This is a genomic window from Pseudomonas sp. PDM22 (assembly GCF_014851965.1).
Classification (GTDB): domain Bacteria; phylum Pseudomonadota; class Gammaproteobacteria; order Pseudomonadales; family Pseudomonadaceae; genus Pseudomonas.
This window is the reverse complement of sequence record NZ_JACVAR010000006.1, coordinates 361406-380891: the sequence shown is the minus strand read 5'-3', so window position 1 is coordinate 380891 and position 19486 is coordinate 361406. Positions and strand designations below refer to the sequence as shown.

The following is a 19486-nucleotide window of genomic DNA, read 5'->3' as shown; positions in this document are numbered from 1 at the left end:
CCTTCCTCCCCGAATGGCGTAAACTGGCGCCACGTTTGCGAGGAGTTGCCATGAGCGCTATCACCATCACCGAAGCCGCACAGGATTACCTGGCCGAGCTGCTGTCCAAGCAGGACACTCCCGGCATCGGCATTCGCATCTTCATCACCCAGCCGGGCACCCAGTACGCCGAAACCTGCATCGCCTATTGCAAGCCGGGCGAGCAGAAGCCGGAAGACACCCCGGTCGGCCTGAAAGCCTTCACCGCCTACATCGACGCCATCAGCGAGCCGTTCCTGGACGACGCCGTGGTCGATTACGCCACCGACCGCATGGGCGGCCAGCTGACCATCAAGGCGCCCAACGCCAAGGTACCGATGGTCAACGAAGACAGTCCGATCACCGAGCGCATCAACTATTACCTGCAGACCGAGATCAACCCAGGGCTTGCCAGCCACGGCGGCCAGGTGAGCCTGGTGGACGTGGTCGAGGACAACATCGCCGTGCTGCGTTTCGGCGGTGGTTGCCAGGGCTGCGGCGCGGTCGAGATGACCTTGAAGGATGGCGTCGAGAAGACCCTGATCGAGCGCATCCCGGAGCTGAAGGGCGTGCGTGATGTCACCGACCACAGCAACCGCGAGAACGCCTACTACTGAGTCGGCGTCTGGTAGCGAAAAGGCGACCTTCGGGTCGCCTTTTTCATTGGTGGACTTCCACGCAGTCGTAGGGCGCATAACGCCTCAAGCGTTATCCGCCAATGCGGCGGATAACCCGTTCCGGGTTATGCGCCCTACGAAGCGGCCGCCAATTCCCTGCGCCCCGACCAGACCATCACCAGCGCCACCAGCAGCACCGGCCACACCAGCAGGTTCACCGCGCTCCAGCCGACGCTGGTGATCAGCGCGCCGGAGCTGAAGGACATAAGCGCCGCCAGGCTGCCATTGCCCAGCTCCATCAGGCCCTGCGCATGGCCGCGCTCCTGGGTCGTGTGGCCAAAGGCAAGCAGCGTGGTGCCTGCCACCAACATCAGGTTCCAGCCCATGCCCAGCAGCAGCGAGCTGACCAGGAACTGCGCCACCGACTGCCCGCTCAGGGCCACCGCGGCGCTCACCGCCAGCAGCGCCATGCCGACCCAGGCCACGCGTCGTGCGCCCAACCTGTCCACCAGCGGACCGGCGATGAAGGCAGGCAGGAACATCCCCAGCACATGCCACTGGATCACGCTCACCGAGCGCTCCAGCGGCAGCCCGCAGAAGCTCATCGCCAGCGGCGTGGCGTTCATGATCAGGATCATCAGCCCGTGGCCGGCGGCGGTGCAGGCCATGGCCGCGCGGACCGCCGGGCGCGACAGCAGCTCGCGCATCACCTTCCAGCCGCCGGTGGATGGCGCGGGTGCCGCACCCTCCGGCAGACGGTTGAGTACGGCAATGGCGACCAGCGCCAGCGCGGCAATCGCCAGGTAGGAACCCACGAAAGGCGCAGGCAGGGCATTGCGCGACCACAGGGCGAGGCTCGGCGCCAGCAGTGCCGCGAGCACCCCGCCGCCGATCACGTAGGCCGTGGCGCGGCCCTTGTGGGTTTCATCGACCGCTTCCAGTGCGGCAAAGCGGTAGTACATCGCCGACGCCTGGTACGCGCCGATGGGCAGCGCGCCGAGACAGAACAGCAGGAAATCCGCCAGCCACACACCCAGCGCGCAGAGCAGGCCGCCGAGCACGCCGCAGGCCGCGCCCAGCAACAGACCGCGCCGGCGCCCGTGGCGCTGCATGAACAGCGACAGCGGCTGCACCGCCAGCAGATTGCCCAGCACCAGGATCGCCAGGGGCAGCGTGGCCAGGCTGTTGAGTGGAGCGAGCTGGGCGCCCACCAGCGAGGTGAGGGTGATACCGATCAGCGAGCAGGACCAGTACAGCGCCTGACTGGTGAACAGCAGGCGGATTGCCGGGGTGCGCAGCAGCATGGTCCGTCCTCAGCCCTGGCAGCCGTTGGGCTTGAGCACCCGCTGGGTCGAGGCCGGATTGGCCGCCAGCTTCGCCAGCGGGCGGCGCGGACGCGGCACCAGCTCACCGCCGCAGTTCGGGCATTGGCCTTTCAGCACCTGCTCGGCGCAGTCGGTGCAGAAGGTGCATTCGAAGCTGCAGATGCGGGCGTCGGCGCTGTCGCCGGGCAGGTCGCGGTCGCAGCACTCGCAGCCGGGGCGGAGTTCGAGCATGGCAATCTTCCTTTGGGTGGTTGTCGTTGTCAGTGCAACTGGCCGAAGCGCTCGGCGTATTCCTGCGGGCTGATCGCCAGGTGCTTGTGGAAGGTGCGGCGCAGGTTTTCCGGATGACCGAAACCGCACAGCCGCGACACCGTGCTGATCGACGCCTGGGCGTCCTGCAGCAGCGCCCGAGCCGCTTCCAGGCGCACCCGTTCGACGTAGCGGCCGGGCCCCATGCCCAGTTCGTTGATGAATACCCGCGAGAGCGTGCGCGGGCTCATGCAGGCCTGCTCGGCCAGGGCTTCCAGCGACAGGTCGGTGCCCAGATGCGCTGGAATCCACTCCAGCAGCGCGGCCAGCCTTGGCGTGCGGGTCGGCTCCGGGGTCAGCCAGTGGCTGAACTGCGCCTGTCCGCCGGGGCGCTTGAGAAACATCACCAGTCGCCGTGCGACCGCCAGGGCCAGCGCGCGACCGAGGTCGGCCTCCACCAGCGCCAGGGCAAGGTCGATACCGGCGGTGACGCCCGCTGAGGTGAACACGTGATCGTCGCCGTCGCGGCGCTGCGGGTCGTAGGTGTGCAGGCGGTCGCCCTGGACCAGGACTTCGGGGAAGCCGGCGCACAGTTCGTCGACATCCGCCCAGTGGGTGGTGGCCGGGCGGCCATTGAGCACGCCGGCGGCGGCGAGGATCAGCGCACCGGAGCACACCGAGCCGAGGCGGCGCACCTGGGGTTCGGCGGCTGCCAGCCAGTGCAGCAGCTCGCTGTTCCCGCATTGTGCCGGTACGCCCAGCCCGCCGGGCACCAGCAGGGTATCCAGGCTCGAGGGATCGACTTCGCGCCACGCCTGGTCGGCGCAGATGCGGATGCCAGCCGAGGTCGCCACCGGTCCGGCCTGTTCGCCCAGCACCAGCAGCTCGTAGAGCGGCGCCAGGCCCTGGCGCTGGCGCTCGACGTTCGCGGAGGCGAACACCTGCAGCGGCCCGGTGATGTCCAGGCTCATGACCTCGGGGTAGAGCAGGCAGGCGATACGGCGTGGCGATTCCATGGCAAGGCTCGTTCATTGGATGCCACGAGTGTGGCGGTGACCGACGCTGGCGGCAACGTCAGTCACCCCACGGATCTTGCCAAATCAGTGGGTAGCCACCTTCGAACCGCCGAGGCGGTAGGCGCTGGCGTACAGCACCGGCAGCACGATCAACGTCAGCAGCGTGGCGAAACCCAGGCCGAACATGATCACCACCGACATGCTCTGGAAGAAGGCGTCCAGCAGCAGCGGCGCCAGGCCGAGGATGGTGGTCAGCGCGGTCAGGCAGATCGGCCGCAGCCTCGCGCAGGCAGCGTTCACCAGTGCCTCGCGGGGCGGCTGGCCGCTTTCGGCAAGGTTGTCGACTTCCTCCAGCAATACGATGCCGTTGCGCACCAGCATGCCGGACAGGCTCAGCAGCCCCAGCAGGGCCATGAAGCCGAAGGGGATGCCGGTGAGCAGGAAGCCCAGGGTCACGCCGATCATCGCCAGCGGCACGGTCAGCCAGATCAGCAGCGCCTTGCGCGGCGAGGAGAACATCAGCACGGTGATGATGAACATCGCCAGGAAGGCCATGGGCAGGCTGCCGAGCACGCCGTTGCGGGCGTCGCTGGAGCTTTCCACGTCGCCGCCCCAGGCCAGCTCGTAGCCCGGCGGCAGGGGCAGCGCCTCGATCTGCGGGCGCACCCGATTCAGCAGTTGCGAGGAGGTCTCGCCGCTCTGCGGGGCGACGTCGGCCATCACCGTCAGCGTGCGCTTGCGGTCCTCGCGCAGGATCAGCGGGTCCTCCCAGACGCTGTCGAAACCGCCGACCACCTGCTCGATGGGCAGGTAGCGCTGGCTCACCGGGCTCCACAGCATCAGGTCGTTGATCTGCCCGGCGTCCACGTCGCGTTCGCGCACGACGATCGGCATCTGCTGGGTGCCGTCGCGGTAGAGGCCTACGGTCAGGCCGCTGAAGCTCATGCGCAGCAGGCTGTCGAGGTCGCGCTTGTCGATGCCCAGCTCGCGGCCGCGGGCCTCATTGAACTGCGGCCTGACCAGCAGCGCACGGGCCTGCCAGTCGTGGCTGACGCCGGTGGCCACCGGGTCGGCGGCGAGGATGTCGCCCACCTGCGCGCCGAGGCGGCGCAGCTCCTGCGGGTCCGGGCCGGTCAGGCGCACTTCGATGGCGCTGCCGTTGGAGGGGCCGAACATCAGGCGTTTCAGCCCCGTCTGTACCTGCGGGTAGTTCTCGTCGAGGTAGTGCTGCAGGCCTGCGATCAGCCCCGGAATCTGCGCGCGGTTCTCGGTGCGCACCAGCACCTGGGCGTAGTTGGCGTGCTGGCGCTCGGCGCCGTAGGTGAGGATGAAGCGCGGCGCGCCCTGGCCGATGCTGGTGACCGTGCGCTCCACGCCCGGCAGGGCGGTGATGTGCCGGTCGATCTCGGCGGCCAGGTCGCGGGTGTGCTCGATGGCGGTGCCCTGGGGCAGCCACAGGTCGACGAAGAACATTGGCGTGTTGGCCGGCGGGAAGAAGTTCTGCCGCACCTGGGAGAAGCCCAGCAGCGAGGCGGCCAGCGCCACGGCGAGTACGCCGAGGGTCAGCGCGCGCTGGCGCAGGCAGGCTTCCAGCAGGCTGCGGTAGGCACGGTACAGCCAGCCGGCGTGCGGCTCGGCGCTGTCCGCCTTCACCGGCATTTTAGCGAAGGCCCAGCGGGCGAACAGCGGCGCCAGGGTCATGGCGGTGACCCAGCTGAGCAGCAGCGACACCAGCAGCACGTCGAACAGCGAGCGGCAGTATTCGCCGGTGGAGTCCGCGGACAGGCCGATGGGGGCGAAGGCCAGCACCGCGATCACCGTGGCGCCGAGCAGGGGCAGGGCAGTGAGGCGGACGATGTGGCGGATCGCGGCGTCGATGCCCTGGCCGCGCAGGCGGCCGACCAGCACGCCCTCGACCACGACTATGGCGTTGTCCACCAACATGCACAGGGAAATGATCAGCGCGCCGAGACTGATGCGCTGCAGCTCGATACCCAGCAGGTACATCAGCAGCAGGCTGCCCAGCACGTTGAGCGCCAGCACCCCGGCGATCACCAGCCCGCTGCGCAGGCCCATGAACACCAGCAGGGTGCCGACGACGATGGCCAGCGCGGTGACGAAGCTGAGCAGGAAGCCGTTGACCGCGCCGTGCACTTCCACGGCCTGGTCATAGAAGGGCGTCAGTTGCATACCGGCCGGGCGTTCGCTTTCCAGCTGGTCAAGACGCTGGTGCACCGCGTCACCGACTTTCACCACGTTCACTTGCGGGGCGAAGGCAATGCCCAACGCCAGGGCCGGCTTGCCATCGGCGCGCCAGAGGTGGCTGGGCGAGTCGGTGAAGCCGCGCTTTACCGTGGCAATGTCGCCCAGACGGATCAACTGGGCGCTGCCCGGCGCGCTGACCAGCAGGCGCTCCAGCTCGCCGACGTCGGCGAACTCGCCGGTGGGGTGCAGGCGGATGCTCTCGCTGCCGACCCACAGGCTACCGGCGTCGGACACCACGTTCTGCCGGTTCAGCAGGTCGACCAGGCGCTGCAGCGGCACGCCCATGGCGTTCATCTTCTCCCGCGAGACTTCCACCTGGACCTGCTCGGCCTGCAGCCCGGAGACCACCACCTTGCTCAAGCCCGGCACCAGCACCAGTTCGCGGCGCAGGTAGTCGGCGTAGTCGCGTAGTTCCTGGTAGCTGTAACCGTCGCCGGAGAGCGACAGGAGGATGCCGTAGACGTCGCCGAAATCATCGTTCACCTGCGGCGGCGAGACCCCCGGCGGCAGGTGCGGGGCGAGGTCGTTGACCTTGCGCCGCAGTTCGTCCCAGATCTGCGGCAGCTCGCCGGCGCGGTACTGCGGCTTCACGTTGACGGTGATCTGCGAGAGGCCGGCGCTGGAAATCGAGGTCAGCTTGTCGACGTAGGCCAGTTGCTGGATGGCGTTCTCCAGTGGATAGGTGACTTCTTCCTCGACCTGTTGCGGCGAGGCGCCGGCGTAGCGGGTGGCGACCACGGCGGTCTTGACGGTGAAGGCCGGGTCTTCCAGACGGCCGATCTCGAAGATCGCGTAGAGGCCGCCGAGGGCCAGCAGGAGGATGACGATCCAGCTGCTCACCTTGTTGCGGATGAAGTAGCCGCTGATGTCCATCACAGCCCCCGTTCGCGTTGCCACGGGCGCACGTGCTGGCCTTCGCGCAGCTCGGCGGTGCCTGCGGCGACTATGCGCTCGCCCGGCTCCAGCCCGGAGAGAATCTGGATACCCGCGGCGCCCGGCTGGCCGAGCTGCACCGCGCGGCGCTCGACGTGCAGCGCATCGCCAGTACCTTTCACCACCCACACCTGGCTCTGCCCCGGCGCGCCGTCATCGGCGCTGAACACCGCTTCCACCGGGATGCGCAGGATGGCCTGGGCATCACGGCCGAGCTGGGCGAAGTCCACCTCGACGGTGGCGCTCATGCCCGGCAACAGGGTGACGTCCTGCGGCCGCTGCAGGGTCAGGGTGACGGTGTAGCTCAGGGTCGCCGGGTCGGGGCGGGTGCTGTGCTCCTTGTACTGCGCGGGGAAGTCGCGGCCGGGCACGCGGGCCAGGCGCACGATGGGCTGGTAGTCGGTACGCAGGCTGGCGCCGTCGACCCGCTCCAGCAGGCTTTCCGGCAGCTGGAACTGCACGTCGTAGGTATCGGCGGATTGCAGGATCGCCACCGGCTGCTTGGGTTGCAGCATCTGGTGGTTCTGCACCGGCAGCTGGGCGATGACGCCCTCGAACGGCGCGGTCAGGCGCGCATAGCCGAGCTCCTGGCGCGCCAGCTTCAGCGCGGCCTCGGCGGAGTCCAGCTGGGCCTTGCGCTGGTCCAGCTCGGCGCGGGCCACCAGTTGCCGCTCGTTGAGCGTGGCGACGCGCTGGTACTGGGCGCGGGCCAGGTTGAAAGTGGCTTCGCGGTCACGCAGGCGCAGGCGCAGGTCGGCATCATCCAGCTCGGCGATCAGCTGGCCGCGCTCCACGCGCTGGCCGGTCTTCACCGCCAGGGTCTTGAGATGCCCGGCGAGGCGGAAGGACAGGTCGACTTCATCCGAGGCCACCAGTTGGCCGGGGAACTGACGCACACCTTCGGCAGCCGCGGCGGGCACGCTGTAGAGCTTCACCGGGCGCACGCTGTCGGCCGGCACCGATGGCGTCGGGCCGCAACCGACGAGCAGGCTGGCGAGCAGAAGGCAGGCGGGGGTTTTCACGGAAGATTCCTCGTCATCGAGTGGGATGCGACAAGGCTGCGCGCCACTCGGAGGAATCCGCCTGACTTGTATCAAGGGCCGCCGGGCGGCCCTGGGAAAGTTCAGCGGCGGTACAGGAATCGTTCAGAAACGGACTACATCCGGTCTTCCGTCAGACTTTCAGCACGCCGCGAAAGCCCCGCGCCGCGTAATACGACTGCACGCCGTTGTGGTAGGTGAAGACCCGCTCGTAGCGGCGGTCGCCGAACAGCGCGCCGTCCAGCTTGCGCATGGAGCCGGGGGTGCGCAGCCAGCTGGAAGTCTTCTGGTCGAAGCTGCCCAGCTCCTGCAACTGGCGGTACTGCGCCTCGTCGAGCAGCTCGATGCCGATCTGTGCGGCCAGCTCGGTGGCGCAGCCGGCGGGCTTGTCCTTCTTGCGGGCGTCCAGCGCCTCGCGGTCGTAGCAGAGGCTGCGGCGCCCGGTCGGGGTTTCGGCGGAGCAGTCGAAGAACAGGATGGCGCCGCTGGCGCTCTCGCGGCCGACCACGTCAGGCTCGCCACCGGTGGCTTCCATCTGCTCCAGCGCCTTGAGCTTGGCCGGGGCACTCTTCAGGCGCGCCTGGACGTCCGCCCAGTCGATGCCCTGGTGGCGTTCGGGGTGCTGGTCGAAGCGGGCCTGCAGTGTCGCCAGCAGGGTGTCGTGCTGTTTCGCATTCATCTTGCTTACTCTCGGCAGGGGAAAGGTCAGAGAGTAAAGCAGGATTTGCGCGGTCCGCCGTTCAGCCGGCGTCGGCCCAGCGCTCGCGCACCGCGAGGATGTCGGGCAGGCAGCCGAGGAACAGCTCCACCAGCTCAGGGTCGAACTGGCTGCCTTTCTCCCGGCGCAGCAGTTCCACCGCCTCGTCGATGCTCCAGGCCGGCTTGTAGGGGCGCACGCTGGTCAGCGCGTCGAACACGTCGGCGATGGCGACGATGCGCCCTTCGACGGGAATCTCCTCGCCGCGCAGGCCCTTCGGGTAGCCGGTGCCGTCCCAGCGCTCGTGGTGGGTGAGGGCGATGCTGCGGGCCAGGCGCAGCAGGTTGGAGTCATGTTCGCCGATGATCCGCGCGCCGATCTCCGGGTGCTGGCGCATCACCTGCCATTCGTGCTCGTCGAGCCGGCCGGGTTTGCGCAGGATGGCGTCGGGAATGCCGATCTTGCCCACGTCGTGCATGGGCGCGGCGTTGAGCAGGTCGTCGGCGGCCTTCTCCGAGTAGCCGGCGGCGCGCGCCAGCAGGTGGGCGTAGTGGCTCATGCGGATGACGTGCAGACCGGTCTCGTTGTCCTTGTACTCCGAGGCCTTGCCCAGGCGCTGGACGATCTGCAGGCGCGTCTCGCGCAGCTCCTCCACGCTCACCAGCGACAGGTGCGTGCGCACCCGCGCCTTGACGATGGGCGGGCTGACCGGCTTGGTGATGTAGTCCACCGCGCCCACCTCGAAGCCCTTGGCCTCGTCCGGCACGTCGGCCAGGGCGGTGACGAAGATCACCGGGATGGCGCAGGTGGCCTGCTCGGCCTTGAGCCGCTGGCAGACCTCGAAGCCGGTCATGCCGGGCATCATCACGTCCAGCAGGACCAGGTCGGGGCGCTCGCGGTTGGCCAGCTCCAGCGCCTTGTCGCCGTCCTTGGCGAACAGCAGGCGGTAGTCATCCTGCAGGATGTGGCGCAGCACCTGGAGGTTGGTGGCTTCGTCGTCCACCAGCAGCAGGCAGGGCCGATGATCTTGGGCGGTCTGGGTCATGCTTGCTCCAGGCGGGTGCCGAGGGTCCGGACCCATTCCAGGGCCTGGTCGAAGTCGAAATCGTCGATGGCGTAGCGCAGGGCCTCGAAGGCCTCGCGGTGCTCGCCCTGGGCGGTGCCCAGGCGCAGGCGTTCCAGTGCCTGGTCGTCGAGACCGCCACGGGAGAGCGCCAATTGCAAGGCTTGCAGCGCGTCGCGCAGGTCCTGCGAGGCGGCCTCGCCGACGATCTGGCCGACCGCCTCGGTAACCGCTTCCGGCACCAGCGGCACTGATTCGCGGACGGTAGCGAACTCCGCGCGGACGCGCTCCAGCGCGGAACCCAGCTGTTCAGCCGGGCCATGCTCGGCAGCACCTTCCAGCGCGCCGATGGCGCCGGCCAGGCGCGGCAGGGCAAGGTTGGCAGCGGCACCGCGCAGGCGGTGGGCGAGGGCGGCGATGCCGGCGCGGTCACCTTCGCTCACGGCGATTTCCAGGGTATCCAGGCTGGCTTTCTGCTCGTCGAGGAAGCGCACAATGGCCCGCGCCATGGGTAGCGGGCCGCCCCACAGGCGTGCGCCGGCGGCCCAGTCCAGGGTCGCCAGTGGCGTGCTTTCGCTGGCCTGCGCGCTACGTACTGCCGGAGCGGCGCCGAGCAGGCGGGCCATTTCATCCAGCAGGCCGGCGAGGTCCAGCGGCTTGCTGGCGAAGCCGTTCATGCCGGCGTCCAGGGCGTTCTGCCGGTCGCGGTCGAGTACGCTGGCGGTGAGGGCGATGATCGGCACGGCCTCAATGCCCCTTTCCTGTTCGATGCTGCGGATGCGCCGGGTGGCTTCCAGGCCATCCATGCCGGGCATCTGCACATCCATCAGGATCAGGTCGAAGTCCTCTGCGCTGTACGCATCCACGGCGGCCTGGCCGTCGCCGACGCTGTACGGTTGGTGGCCCAGACGGCGCAGGTTCAGCTCCAGCAGCTCGACGTTCTGCGGTACATCGTCGGCCACCAGAATGCGTAGCGGTGGCAGGCTCGGCGCGTGGCTGCGGGCCGTCGGTTGCACGCTGCGCCCGGCCGGCAACGGCAGGTCGACGGTGAACACGCTGCCGCGGCCCACTTCGCTTTCCACGGTGATGCGCCCACCCATCAGTTCCACCAGCTGGCGCGAGATGGTGGTGCCCAGCCCGGTGCCGCCGAAGCGCCGGCTCATGGAGGCGTCGGCCTGGGCGAAGGGGTCGAAGATGCGTTCCAGGCGGTCGGCGGCAATGCCGATGCCGGTGTCGCGGATGGCCAGGCGCAGCGCGCCCGGCTCGCCGCTGATGACCAGCCGGACTTCGCCGCGCTCGGTGAACTTCACCGCATTGCCCAGCAGGTTGGTCAGCACCTGTTGCAGGCGCAGCGGGTCGCCCTGGAAGTACTCGCCGGCGCGCTGGCCGTAGTCGATCTGCAGGCTCAGGCCCTTGCGCTCGGCGGACAGTCGCAGCGCCGCGCAGACCTGCTCGCACAGCTCCGGCAGGGAGAAGTCGAGCGCTTCCAGTTCGATGGCGCCCCGGTCGAGCTTGGCGGTGTCGAGGATGTCGTTGAGCAGGCCCAGCAGCGAGCGCGAGGCGTTCTGCACGGTGGTCAGGTAGCGCCGCTGGTTCTCTTCCAGCGGCGAATCCAGCAGCAGTTCGGTGAAGCCCATGATGGCGTTCATCGGCGTGCGGATTTCGTGGCTCATGTTGGCGAGGAAGCTGCTGCGCGCGGCAGCGGCCTGTTCGGCGCGGTCGCGGGCGCTGCGCAGTTCCTGCTCCATGACGCGGCGCGGGGTGAGGTCGGTGGCCAGTTTCACCACCTTCACCGGCTTGCCGTCGAAGTCGAGGATCGGGTTGTAGGTGGCGTGGATCCACACCTCGCGTCCGTCCTTGGCCAGGCGGCGGTATTCGCCGGCGCTGTACTCGCCGTCGCGCAGCCCCTGCCAGAACGTCTGGTAGCGGGCGCTGGCGGCGACGTCCGGCGGGCAGAACAGGCTGTGGTGCTGGCCCAGCACCTCGGCTTCGGTGTAGCCGAAGAGTTCGAGGATGTTCTCGTTGGCGGCGAGCACGCGGCCGTCGAGGTCGAACTCGATCAGCGCCATGGCGCGGCCGATGGCGGTGACCTTGCCTTCGTACTCGTTGCTCAGCAACTTGGTTTCGGTCTGGTCGAGCAGCACGCCGTCGATCCACTGCGGCTTGCCGGCTTCGTCATAGCAGGCGCTGCCGCCTTCCCAGATCCAATGCTCCGCGCCGCTGCGGTCGAACATGCGGTATTCGACGACATAGCTGCGGCGTTCAGCGATGGCGCGACGGACTTCTTCGTTCACCGCCGGTTGGTCATCGGGGTGATACAGCTCGCCGAAGGTGATGCGCCGGTCGATGAAGTCCTGTGCCGACCAGCCGGTGACGGCCTCGACGGCGTCGCTGACGAACAGCGTGCTCCAGACGTCGTCCGGCAGGACTCGGAAGGCGATGCCGGGCATGTTGCGGATCAGCGAGCGGTACTGTTCCTCGCTGGTACGCAGGGCCTGTTCCATCGCGCGGCGCTCGCTGATGTCGGCAACGAACACCACGAACCAGGGCTTGCCGTCGTGGTCGGTGACGCCAAGGCTGACCCGCGCGGGGAATTCACGGCCGTCACGGGTCAGGCCTTCGAGCTCCAGTTCGGAGTTGTGGAACTGGCGCTCGCCGCTGCGCTTGTAGTTCTCCAGCGCGATGCGGAACTGCTGCCCGTAGGCCTCGTTCATCAGCACCTGCATCGGCTGGCCGACCAGCTCGTGAGGGTGCCAGCCGAACAGGCGCAGCACGGCGTGGTTGACCGAGCGGATCACGCCGCTGTGGTCGATGGTAAGAATCGCCTCGACGGCGGCGTCGAGCAGCGAGTCCAGGTGCTTGCGCCGGCGCTGCAGTTCCTGGAACAGCTGGCGGTAGCGCAGCAGGCCGTTCACCGCGGCGACGCAGATGCTCAGGCTGATGGTGGCCATGGACACTGCCATCGCCAGGTAGAAACTGCCCTGCACGCCCTGCGGCACACCGAATTCCTCCCGGCCGACGAAACGCGCGGCGGCCATCCCGGTGTAGTGCATGCCGGCAATCGCCAGCCCCATCACCACGCCGCTGACCAGAATCGTCAGGTTCGGCCGCATCCGCCCGCGCAGGCCGAAGCGCACCCACAGCGCGATCACCGCCAGTACCACGGCGACCAGGATCGACAGCGCGAACATCCAAGGGTTGTAGCGCAGCAGCGGAGCCATCTGCATCGCTGCCATGCCGCTGTAGTGCATGGCGCCGATGCCGGCGCCGACCAGCACGCCGCCGCCGATAAGCTGCAGGGGGCTGACGTTGCGCCGGGCCAGCAGGTTCAGGGCGATCCACGAGGCGAACAGGCTGGGCAGGCCGGAGAGCAGGGTGATCAGCGGGTCATAGCGAACCGCCGCGCAAAGCTGGAAGGACAGCATGCCGATGAAGTGCATTGCCCACACGCCGCCGCCCAGCGCCACCGCGCCGGTGCCGATGGCCAGCTGGCGGTAGAACGGGCTGCGCGCCAGCCGCGCCACGCCCGACAGCTGCAGGGCCATGGCCGAGGTGAAGATGGCGATGAGGATGGAGAGCGCCACCAGCGCCGTGTTGTGCTCGCCGAAAACCAGCAGCGAAGGGGTGTCGCCACTGTAGAAATATCGCTGCAGATCGAGCATTGAACGAAGACCGTACTGCGTGCCGAAGGCCCGGTGGAAGACGAGACTGGGGGAAGCAAAACACAGGATGGCTGCAAATTGCCATCATTGTCGGTCGCTGCACCCGCGAAAGCCGCGTCACGAGGACGGATTCAGACGAGTGGGAAGCCAGGGTTCGGAATCGAAGCTGAAACGATGCAGCCGGTGAGGCGACCGATAACGCGCTATCGGCGGAAGAGGCGGGAAATTGAGCGCTTGCCGACGGCTGGCAGCGCCCATGAAAAAGCCCGGCGGAGGCCGGGCTTTTTCGCGGGTACCTGTCTGCGGATCAGGCGGGCATGTGCCATTCCTGCAGGCGGTAGCCTTCGCGGTTCAGCTCGTCGCGGGCCTGGTTCAGCAGGCCTTCGAGCTGCTCCGGGTCGGAGTAGGCGGAGCTGGGAATGCGGGTGAGGCCCAGCAGACGGGCACCGGTACGATCGAGGACGGACAGGTCGAGGCTGCCGTCGCCCCCTTGGTCAACCCAGGTCACACAATTGAAGGGTTGGAAGGCTCGTCCGGTGATCAGCAGAGCCTCGTTGAAACGAAGAGTCGCATGCATGGTTGTGATCTCTCTGCGGTAATCCATTGCGAAGGTGGCGAAAGCGGTTCATCCACTTTCGTGTTCGTTCACGCAATTGATGGTTTCAGAGTCGAAGAAAGTCACAGCCCATGTCGCGTTTGTACACAAAGTAGTCGCAAATTAATCCGAGTTAATCGCTGCAGGCCCCGTCAGCCGTGGCCTGCAGCGTTGTGGTGGGTGCGCTATCGCGCCGCACCTACCGCTCGTCAGAAGCGACGGGCGGTCAGGCCTGCATGGCCCAGCCGTCCACGTTCATCGCCGCCTGGCGCAGCGCCTCGGAACGGGTCGGATGCGGGTGACAGGTGCGGGCGATGTCCTCGGCGGCGCCGCGGAATTCCATCGCCACGCAGTACTCCGCGATCATGTCGCCGACGTTCGGGCCGATCATGTGGACGCCGAGGATCTCGTCGCTGCGCTCGTCCGCCAGCACCTTCACGAAGCCCTCGGTCTCGTGGTTGATCTTCGCCCGGCTGTTGGCGGTGAAGGGGAACTTGCCCACCTTGTAGGCGCGGCCCTCGGCCTTGAGCTGTTCCTCGGTCCTGCCCACGGTGGCGACTTCCGGGTGGGTGTAGATCACGCTGGGGATCACCTCGTAGTTCACTTCCCCGGCCTTGCCGGCGATCAGTTCGACGCAGGCGATGGCCTCGTCCTCGGCCTTGTGCGCGAGCATCGGGCCGGAGGTGACGTCGCCGATCACCCAGATGCCCGGCACGCTGCTGCGGTGCTCGTGGTTCTCCAGCATGCCGCGCTTGTCGGTGGCCAGCCCCACGCTCTCCAGCCCGAGGCCCTGGGTATAGGGGCGGCGACCGATGGCGAGCAGGACGTAATCGGCCTGGATCGACTCCGCCGCGCCGCCGGCGGCCGGCTCCACGCTCAGGGTCACCTGCTTGCTGCTGACCTTGGCCTGGGTGACCTTCGAGCCCAGCTTGAAGCTCATGCCCTGCTTGGTCAGTGCGCGCTGGAAGGTCCTGGCGGTTTCCAGGTCCATGCCGGGGCAGATGCGGTCGAGGTATTCGATCACCGTGACTTCCGCGCCCAGGCGGCGCCACACCGAGCCCAGCTCCAGGCCGATGACGCCGGCGCCGATCACCACCAGGTGCTTGGGCACCTCGGGGATGGACAGCGCGCCGGTGGAATCGAGGATGCGCTTGTTGTCGACCTCGACGCCCGGCAGCGGGGAGGGCTCCGAGCCGGTGGCGATGATGATGTCCTTGGCGGTCAGCGTGGTCTTGCTGCCTTCAGCGTCGGTCACCTCGACCTTGCCCGGCCCGTCGATGCGGCCCCAGCCCTTCACCCAGTCCACCTTGTTCTTGCGGAACAGGAATTCCACGCCCTTGGTCAGCGCGGCCACGCTCTCGGCCTTCTGCTTCATCATCTGCGCCAGGTCCAGCTTGGGATTGACCTGGATGCCAAGGTTGGCGAACTCGCCGCCGGCCGCCGCTTCATACAGCTCGGATGCATGCAGCAGCGCCTTGGACGGCATGCAGCCGACGTTCAGGCAGGTGCCGCCGAGGGTTTCGCGACCCTCCACGCAGGCGACTTTCAGGCCCAGCTGGCCCGCGCGAATCGCAGCGTTGTAGCCACCGGGGCCGCCGCCAATGACGATCACATCGTATGCGCTCATGCCGTGTTCTCCATGCTTGGAAAGAGTCAGTGGAAAGGGTCAATCGAGGTTAGCCGGTGGTCGCTGGATCACCAGCGCAGGGCCGCTTCAATCCGTTACCTGATTTATATTACATGCATAATATATTTGTGCGGGCAAGTCGCCGCTACATGACAGGCGCGGCGGGGAGGGCGAAAATGCAGGGCTTTGGCGCCTCAGGTTCGTGCGCCTACGGAGAATTCATGAAGATCGACTGCGATTTCGACAGCGGCAACATCCAGGTCATTGACGACAGCGATCCGCGCCACGTGCGCCTGGCGCTGCGCCCGGACAGCAAAAGCCCGCACTTCCAGTGGTTCCACTTCAAGGCCGAAGGCCTCGAACCCGGCCAGCAGTACCAGTTCAGCCTGACCAACACCCCCGGCTCCAGCTACATCGGCGGCTGGCCGGGCTACAACGCCGTGGCGTCGTTCGATCAGCGCGAGTGGTTCCGCGTGCCGAGTACCTACGACTCCAATGGCCTGCACTTCAGCCTCGATGCCGAGCAGCCCCAGGCCTGGTTCGCCTACTTCGAGCCCTACAGCCGCGAACGCCACGCCGAACTGGTGAAGCGCGCCCAGGCCAGTGGCGCCGAACTGCTCGCCACTGGCCATAGCCTCGAAGGCCGCGAGCTGCCCCTGCTGCGCATCGGCAAGGGCGCGGCGGGTGCGCGCAAGATCTGGCTGATCGCCCAGCAGCACCCCGGCGAGCACATGGCTGAGTGGTTCATGGAAGGCCTGATCGACCGCCTGCAATCCGGCGACGCTGACATCCAGCGCCTGCTGGAGCGCGCCGACTTCTACCTGGTGCCGAACATGAACCCGGACGGCGCCTTCCACGGCCACCTGCGCACCAACGCTGCCGGCAAGGACCTCAACCGCGCCTGGGCCGCGCCCAGCGCCGAGGAAAGCCCGGAAGTGCTGTTTGTTCAGCAGCAGATGGCGAAATACGGCGTGGACCTGTTCCTCGACGTGCACGGCGACGAGGAAATCCCCTTCGTGTTCGCCGCCGGCTGCGAGGGCAACCCGGAGTTCACGCCGCGCCTGGATCGCCTGGAAAGCCTGTTCCGCGAGCGCCTGGAAGCCAACGGCGAATTCCAGAGCGTGCACGGCTACCCGAAGGACGCCCCCGGCCAGGCCAACCTGACCCTGGCCTGCAACCACGTCGGCCGCACCTACGACTGCCTGTCGCTGACCCTGGAGATGCCGTTCAAGGACCACAACCTGTCGCCCAATGCCCGCACCGGGTGGAGCGGCGCGCGTTCGAAGGCGCTGGCGGGGGCGGTGCTGGTGACCGTGGCGAGCCTGATCGACGAATTGCGTTGATCGATTGAGCGCCTTCAGGCGCTGATCGCGGGCATGGACCGCTCCTGCACCGGCATTCCGTGTAGGAGCGGGCCATGCCCGCGACGCTTTTCTGCACAATGCCTACACCTCGCCCGCCTGACCGTTTGGTCAATCCACCCCGCCTGGCTGTTGAATCTTCGTACCCGCGTGCTAGTCCAATTAATGAGGCATCAGCACGCAGGAGGTGCGTATGACTCGACATCGCAAGCTGTTGACCCCGCAGGTCATCGAAGACCTGCAGGAACGCATGGACGCCCTGGAAGAACTGGACTTCAGAGAGCGCCGGGAAGTGCGCAAGAACCGCTCGGGCGAACACAGGCCCCGCACTTTCGCTGGCGCGGCCTGAGCAAGCGGGCCCCAGGCCCGGCCTCACTGGCGCTTGCGCCAGCCAAGGAGACACGGCAGGGTCGATTCGGCATCGCGCCGGACCGGCCTTGCGTGACGCTTGACCCCACTCATTCACTTCGTCGGACAGTATTCGGTATCCCGACACTGCCGCGCGCCCTTCCTTCAGCTCATTCCGGCAGCAGAGCGGCATTCCAGAGCGGCCCGCTTCTGTAATGTCACGCATACCTGATAGCAGTTGTCTTACAAAATTCAGACTGAAAACTTGAACTGCTTCACATAAAATCGGGGATACCGTTAGCGCATTTCGCTCTACCCGCAGCAGTCAGAAGTAGCCCCATGGAAAACCACAGCACCCCCCTGGGTCCGGTTCCCGCTCATCTGGTCCGTGAAGCCGTGGCCAAGAAGACAGGCCTGGGCTGGGTGGTCGAGTTCAACGTCGCCACCTGGCTCAACCTGGCCGTGCGCGATGACACCGCCATCGCCCTCAAGATCAGCTACCTGGACGGCGAAAAGCCCCGGGAAGTGCTGGTCGACAAGGGAAATATCTTCGGCGCCCAGCGCATCCTGCTGTGCGGCATCGCCCGCCTGGGGGTGAACCAGAAGCTGGAGGCCATGAGCCTGTCGCTGGAGACCCGCACGCCAATCCAGTCACTGCTGGTAGAGGAACTCTTTGTCCAGGCCGTCGAGCGCCAGAGCGAAAAGAAGAACGGCACCCGCCGCTCGCGCTGACCACCCGGGGCGAGGGGCGCCGATTGTTCGCCCGAGCGCTGCAATCGCCGGGCATTCCTGTCGTGCATGAAGCCACTTCGGGCTTGCGATCCGCTGGCCTGAGCGGGGAACATCGCCTGGCCTCACTCGTGCACCAGGAAGCCCCATGCCCCTCGATATCGACCAGCTCAAGCTCTACACCGCCCACCGTGGCATCGCCATTCCCATGCTCGACTTCCTGCAGTTCCGCCATGCCCCGGCGGAAGATGGAAACGGGCCGGGCCGCCTGGTCATACGCGTCGAACCGCAGCATGTGAATGGCTGGGCCAACGCCCATGGCGGCCTGATCATGACCCTGCTCGATGTCGCCATGGCCCTGAGTGCCAGCGATGCCGACGAAGCCTATCGCGGCGTGGTGACCGTGGAGATGAAGACCAGCTTCCTGCGCCCCGGCGGCGAAGTCGGCGAAGTACTCGAAGCCCACGGCAAGGTGCAGCACCACACCCGCTCCATCGCCTTCTGCGAGGGCGAACTGCGCAACAGCCAGGGCGTGGTCGTCGCGACCGCTTCCGGCACCTTCAAGTACGTCAACAAGCCGCGCCCGCTGGCTGACGCCTGACTTTTCCCCGCTCGTTGGCGGCCGTGAATGGGTGTTCGCGGCCGTTTCCTTGCGCTGATATCGCCTCGATATCAGCTCCGTCCGGCGGCTCGCCCGCGTCATCAAGACCTTCCTGATTTTTCGGGTGTCCTATCGAAGAACGCTCTAGCACGGGCTTTGTAAGAAATATCTTTCGCTGGCTGTAATGAATTCGTCATAAAGCGTGATTACATTTTTCTGTCATGAAAGTGTCACTCGATGTGACTGAGCCAGTGACGGCACAAGGCAACCCACCATGCTGCTCGATGACAAGAACTTCCCACGACGCGTCCAGCGCGACCTGCTGGATGACCGCGACGAAGAGCTCGAACTCGAACTGTTCGACGAACTCTACGACTTCGAAGGGCTGCGCGAAGGCAGCCTGCAGACCCACGAGGAACGCCTGGCGCGCCAGCGTTACTTCCACACCCTGTTCAGCCTGCAGGCCGAGCTGGTCAAGCTGCAGAACTGGGTGGTGAAGACCGGCCACAAGGTGGTCATCCTCTTCGAAGGTCGCGACGCCGCCGGCAAGGGCGGGGTGATCAAGCGCATCACCCAGCGCCTGAACCCGCGCGTGTGCCGGGTCGCCGCGCTGCCCGCGCCGAACGATCGCGAACGCACCCAGTGGTACTTCCAGCGCTACGTCTCGCACCTGCCAGCGGCGGGGGAGATCGTCCTGTTCGACCGCAGCTGGTACAACCGCGCCGGCGTCGAGCGGGTAATGGGCTTCTGTACCGACGCCCAGTACGAGGAATTCTTCCGCAGCGTGCCCGAATTCGAGCGCATGCTCGTGCGCTCCGGCGTGCAGGTGCTCAAGTACTGGTTCTCGATCTCCGACGAGGAACAGCACTACCGCTTCCTCAGCCGCATCCACGACCCGCTCAAGCAGTGGAAGCTCAGCCCGATGGACCTGGAATCGCGCCGCCGCTGGGAGTCCTATACCAAGGCCAAGGAAGTGATGCTCGAACGCACCCACATCCCTGAAGCGCCGTGGTGGATCGTGCAGGCCGACGACAAGAAGCGCGCGCGGCTGAACTGCATCAGCCACCTGTTGAGCCAGATTCCCTACCAGGAAGTACAACAGCCCGCCGTCGACCTGCCCGAGCGGCAGCGCCACGAAGGCTATCGCCGGCATCCCACGCCGCAGGAACTGCAGGTGCCGGAAGTCTACTGACGCTGCACCGGCTGACTTCGGGCGGCTTTGTAGGATGGCGTGGAGCCTGGGCGATACCCATGCTGTCCGGCGCACCAACAGCTTGGGTATCGCCCAGGCTCCACCCATCCTACGGTTGCCCCGGCTGCGTAGCTGGAACGGACCCGCT

At 67.0% G+C, this 19486-nt stretch carries 16 protein-coding genes; 6 read left to right on the top strand and 10 right to left on the bottom strand.

Annotation, left to right across the window (positions count from 1 at the left end; all coding sequences use genetic code 11):
• Positions 1 to 50 precede the first annotated feature (50 nt).
• Positions 51 to 635 (top strand): Fe-S biogenesis protein NfuA, encoded by a 585-nt coding sequence (nfuA, locus tag IB255_RS22325; RefSeq protein WP_045208304.1) that lies wholly within the window; start codon positions 51 to 53, stop codon positions 633 to 635.
• Between the two features lie 134 nt (positions 636 to 769).
• On the opposite strand, the gene IB255_RS22320 is transcribed toward nfuA, so the two are convergent.
• The 10 genes from IB255_RS22320 to lpdA form a co-directional block, all read right to left on the bottom strand.
• Entirely contained in the window at positions 770 to 1939 is a 1170-nt protein-coding gene (locus IB255_RS22320; protein ID WP_081516559.1) for an MFS transporter, read from the bottom strand.
• 9 nt (positions 1940 to 1948) lie between these two features.
• Positions 1949 to 2191, bottom strand: a complete 243-nt coding sequence (locus IB255_RS22315; protein ID WP_081516560.1) for a DUF1272 domain-containing protein — start codon at positions 2189 to 2191, stop codon at positions 1949 to 1951.
• A gap of 29 nt (positions 2192 to 2220) precedes the next feature.
• Positions 2221 to 3225 carry a GlxA family transcriptional regulator gene (locus IB255_RS22310; RefSeq protein WP_081516561.1) on the bottom strand — a complete coding sequence of 335 codons (1005 nt, stop codon included), beginning with the start codon at positions 3223 to 3225 and terminating at the stop codon, positions 2221 to 2223.
• Positions 3226 to 3309: 84 nt separating this feature from the next.
• The gene (locus tag IB255_RS22305) at positions 3310 to 6363 is read right to left on the bottom strand and encodes an efflux RND transporter permease subunit (RefSeq protein ID WP_081516562.1); all 3054 of its coding nucleotides are present in this window, start codon (positions 6361 to 6363) and stop codon (positions 3310 to 3312) included.
• The gene (locus IB255_RS22300) at positions 6363 to 7445 is read right to left on the bottom strand and encodes an efflux RND transporter periplasmic adaptor subunit (protein ID WP_081516563.1); all 1083 of its coding nucleotides are present in this window, start codon (positions 7443 to 7445) and stop codon (positions 6363 to 6365) included. Before IB255_RS22300 ends, IB255_RS22305 begins: the two co-directional genes overlap by 1 nt.
• Before the next feature lie 151 nt (positions 7446 to 7596).
• Positions 7597 to 8142 carry a DUF4256 domain-containing protein gene (locus tag IB255_RS22295; protein WP_192210880.1) on the bottom strand — a complete coding sequence of 182 codons (546 nt, stop codon included), beginning with the start codon at positions 8140 to 8142 and terminating at the stop codon, positions 7597 to 7599.
• A gap of 61 nt (positions 8143 to 8203) precedes the next feature.
• On the bottom strand, positions 8204 to 9205 hold the full coding sequence (locus IB255_RS22290) for a two-component system response regulator (RefSeq protein WP_081516565.1): 1002 nt from the start codon (positions 9203 to 9205) through the stop codon (positions 8204 to 8206).
• The gene (locus tag IB255_RS22285; RefSeq protein ID WP_192210879.1) at positions 9202 to 12885 is read right to left on the bottom strand and encodes a PAS domain S-box protein; all 3684 of its coding nucleotides are present in this window, start codon (positions 12883 to 12885) and stop codon (positions 9202 to 9204) included. Before IB255_RS22285 ends, IB255_RS22290 begins: the two co-directional genes overlap by 4 nt.
• Positions 12886 to 13192: 307 nt before the next feature.
• On the bottom strand, positions 13193 to 13462 hold the full coding sequence (locus IB255_RS22280) for a hypothetical protein (RefSeq protein ID WP_081516567.1): 270 nt from the start codon (positions 13460 to 13462) through the stop codon (positions 13193 to 13195).
• Between the two features lie 244 nt (positions 13463 to 13706).
• Positions 13707 to 15107 carry a dihydrolipoyl dehydrogenase gene (gene lpdA / locus IB255_RS22275; protein ID WP_081516568.1) on the bottom strand — a complete coding sequence of 467 codons (1401 nt, stop codon included), beginning with the start codon at positions 15105 to 15107 and terminating at the stop codon, positions 13707 to 13709.
• A gap of 221 nt (positions 15108 to 15328) precedes the next feature.
• Here lpdA and IB255_RS22270 point away from each other — a divergent pair, with 221 nt between their 5' ends.
• From IB255_RS22270 to ppk2, 5 genes are all read left to right on the top strand, one after another.
• Positions 15329 to 16450 carry a M14-type cytosolic carboxypeptidase gene (locus tag IB255_RS22270; protein WP_081516569.1) on the top strand — a complete coding sequence of 374 codons (1122 nt, stop codon included), beginning with the start codon at positions 15329 to 15331 and terminating at the stop codon, positions 16448 to 16450.
• 211 nt (positions 16451 to 16661) lie between these two features.
• Positions 16662 to 16817, top strand: coding sequence for a hypothetical protein (locus IB255_RS22265; RefSeq protein WP_167523163.1), 156 nt, complete (start codon positions 16662 to 16664; stop codon positions 16815 to 16817).
• A gap of 338 nt (positions 16818 to 17155) precedes the next feature.
• Positions 17156 to 17548 carry a hypothetical protein gene (locus IB255_RS22260; protein ID WP_081516570.1) on the top strand — a complete coding sequence of 131 codons (393 nt, stop codon included), beginning with the start codon at positions 17156 to 17158 and terminating at the stop codon, positions 17546 to 17548.
• 145 nt (positions 17549 to 17693) lie between these two features.
• Positions 17694 to 18146: a PaaI family thioesterase gene (locus IB255_RS22255; RefSeq protein WP_138216286.1), complete on the top strand. Its 453-nt coding sequence runs from the start codon at positions 17694 to 17696 to the stop codon at positions 18144 to 18146.
• A 274-nt stretch (positions 18147 to 18420) separates the two neighbouring features.
• Positions 18421 to 19338: a polyphosphate kinase 2 gene (gene ppk2, locus IB255_RS22250; RefSeq protein WP_081516572.1), complete on the top strand. Its 918-nt coding sequence runs from the start codon at positions 18421 to 18423 to the stop codon at positions 19336 to 19338.
• The last annotated feature ends 148 nt before the right edge of the window (positions 19339 to 19486 follow it).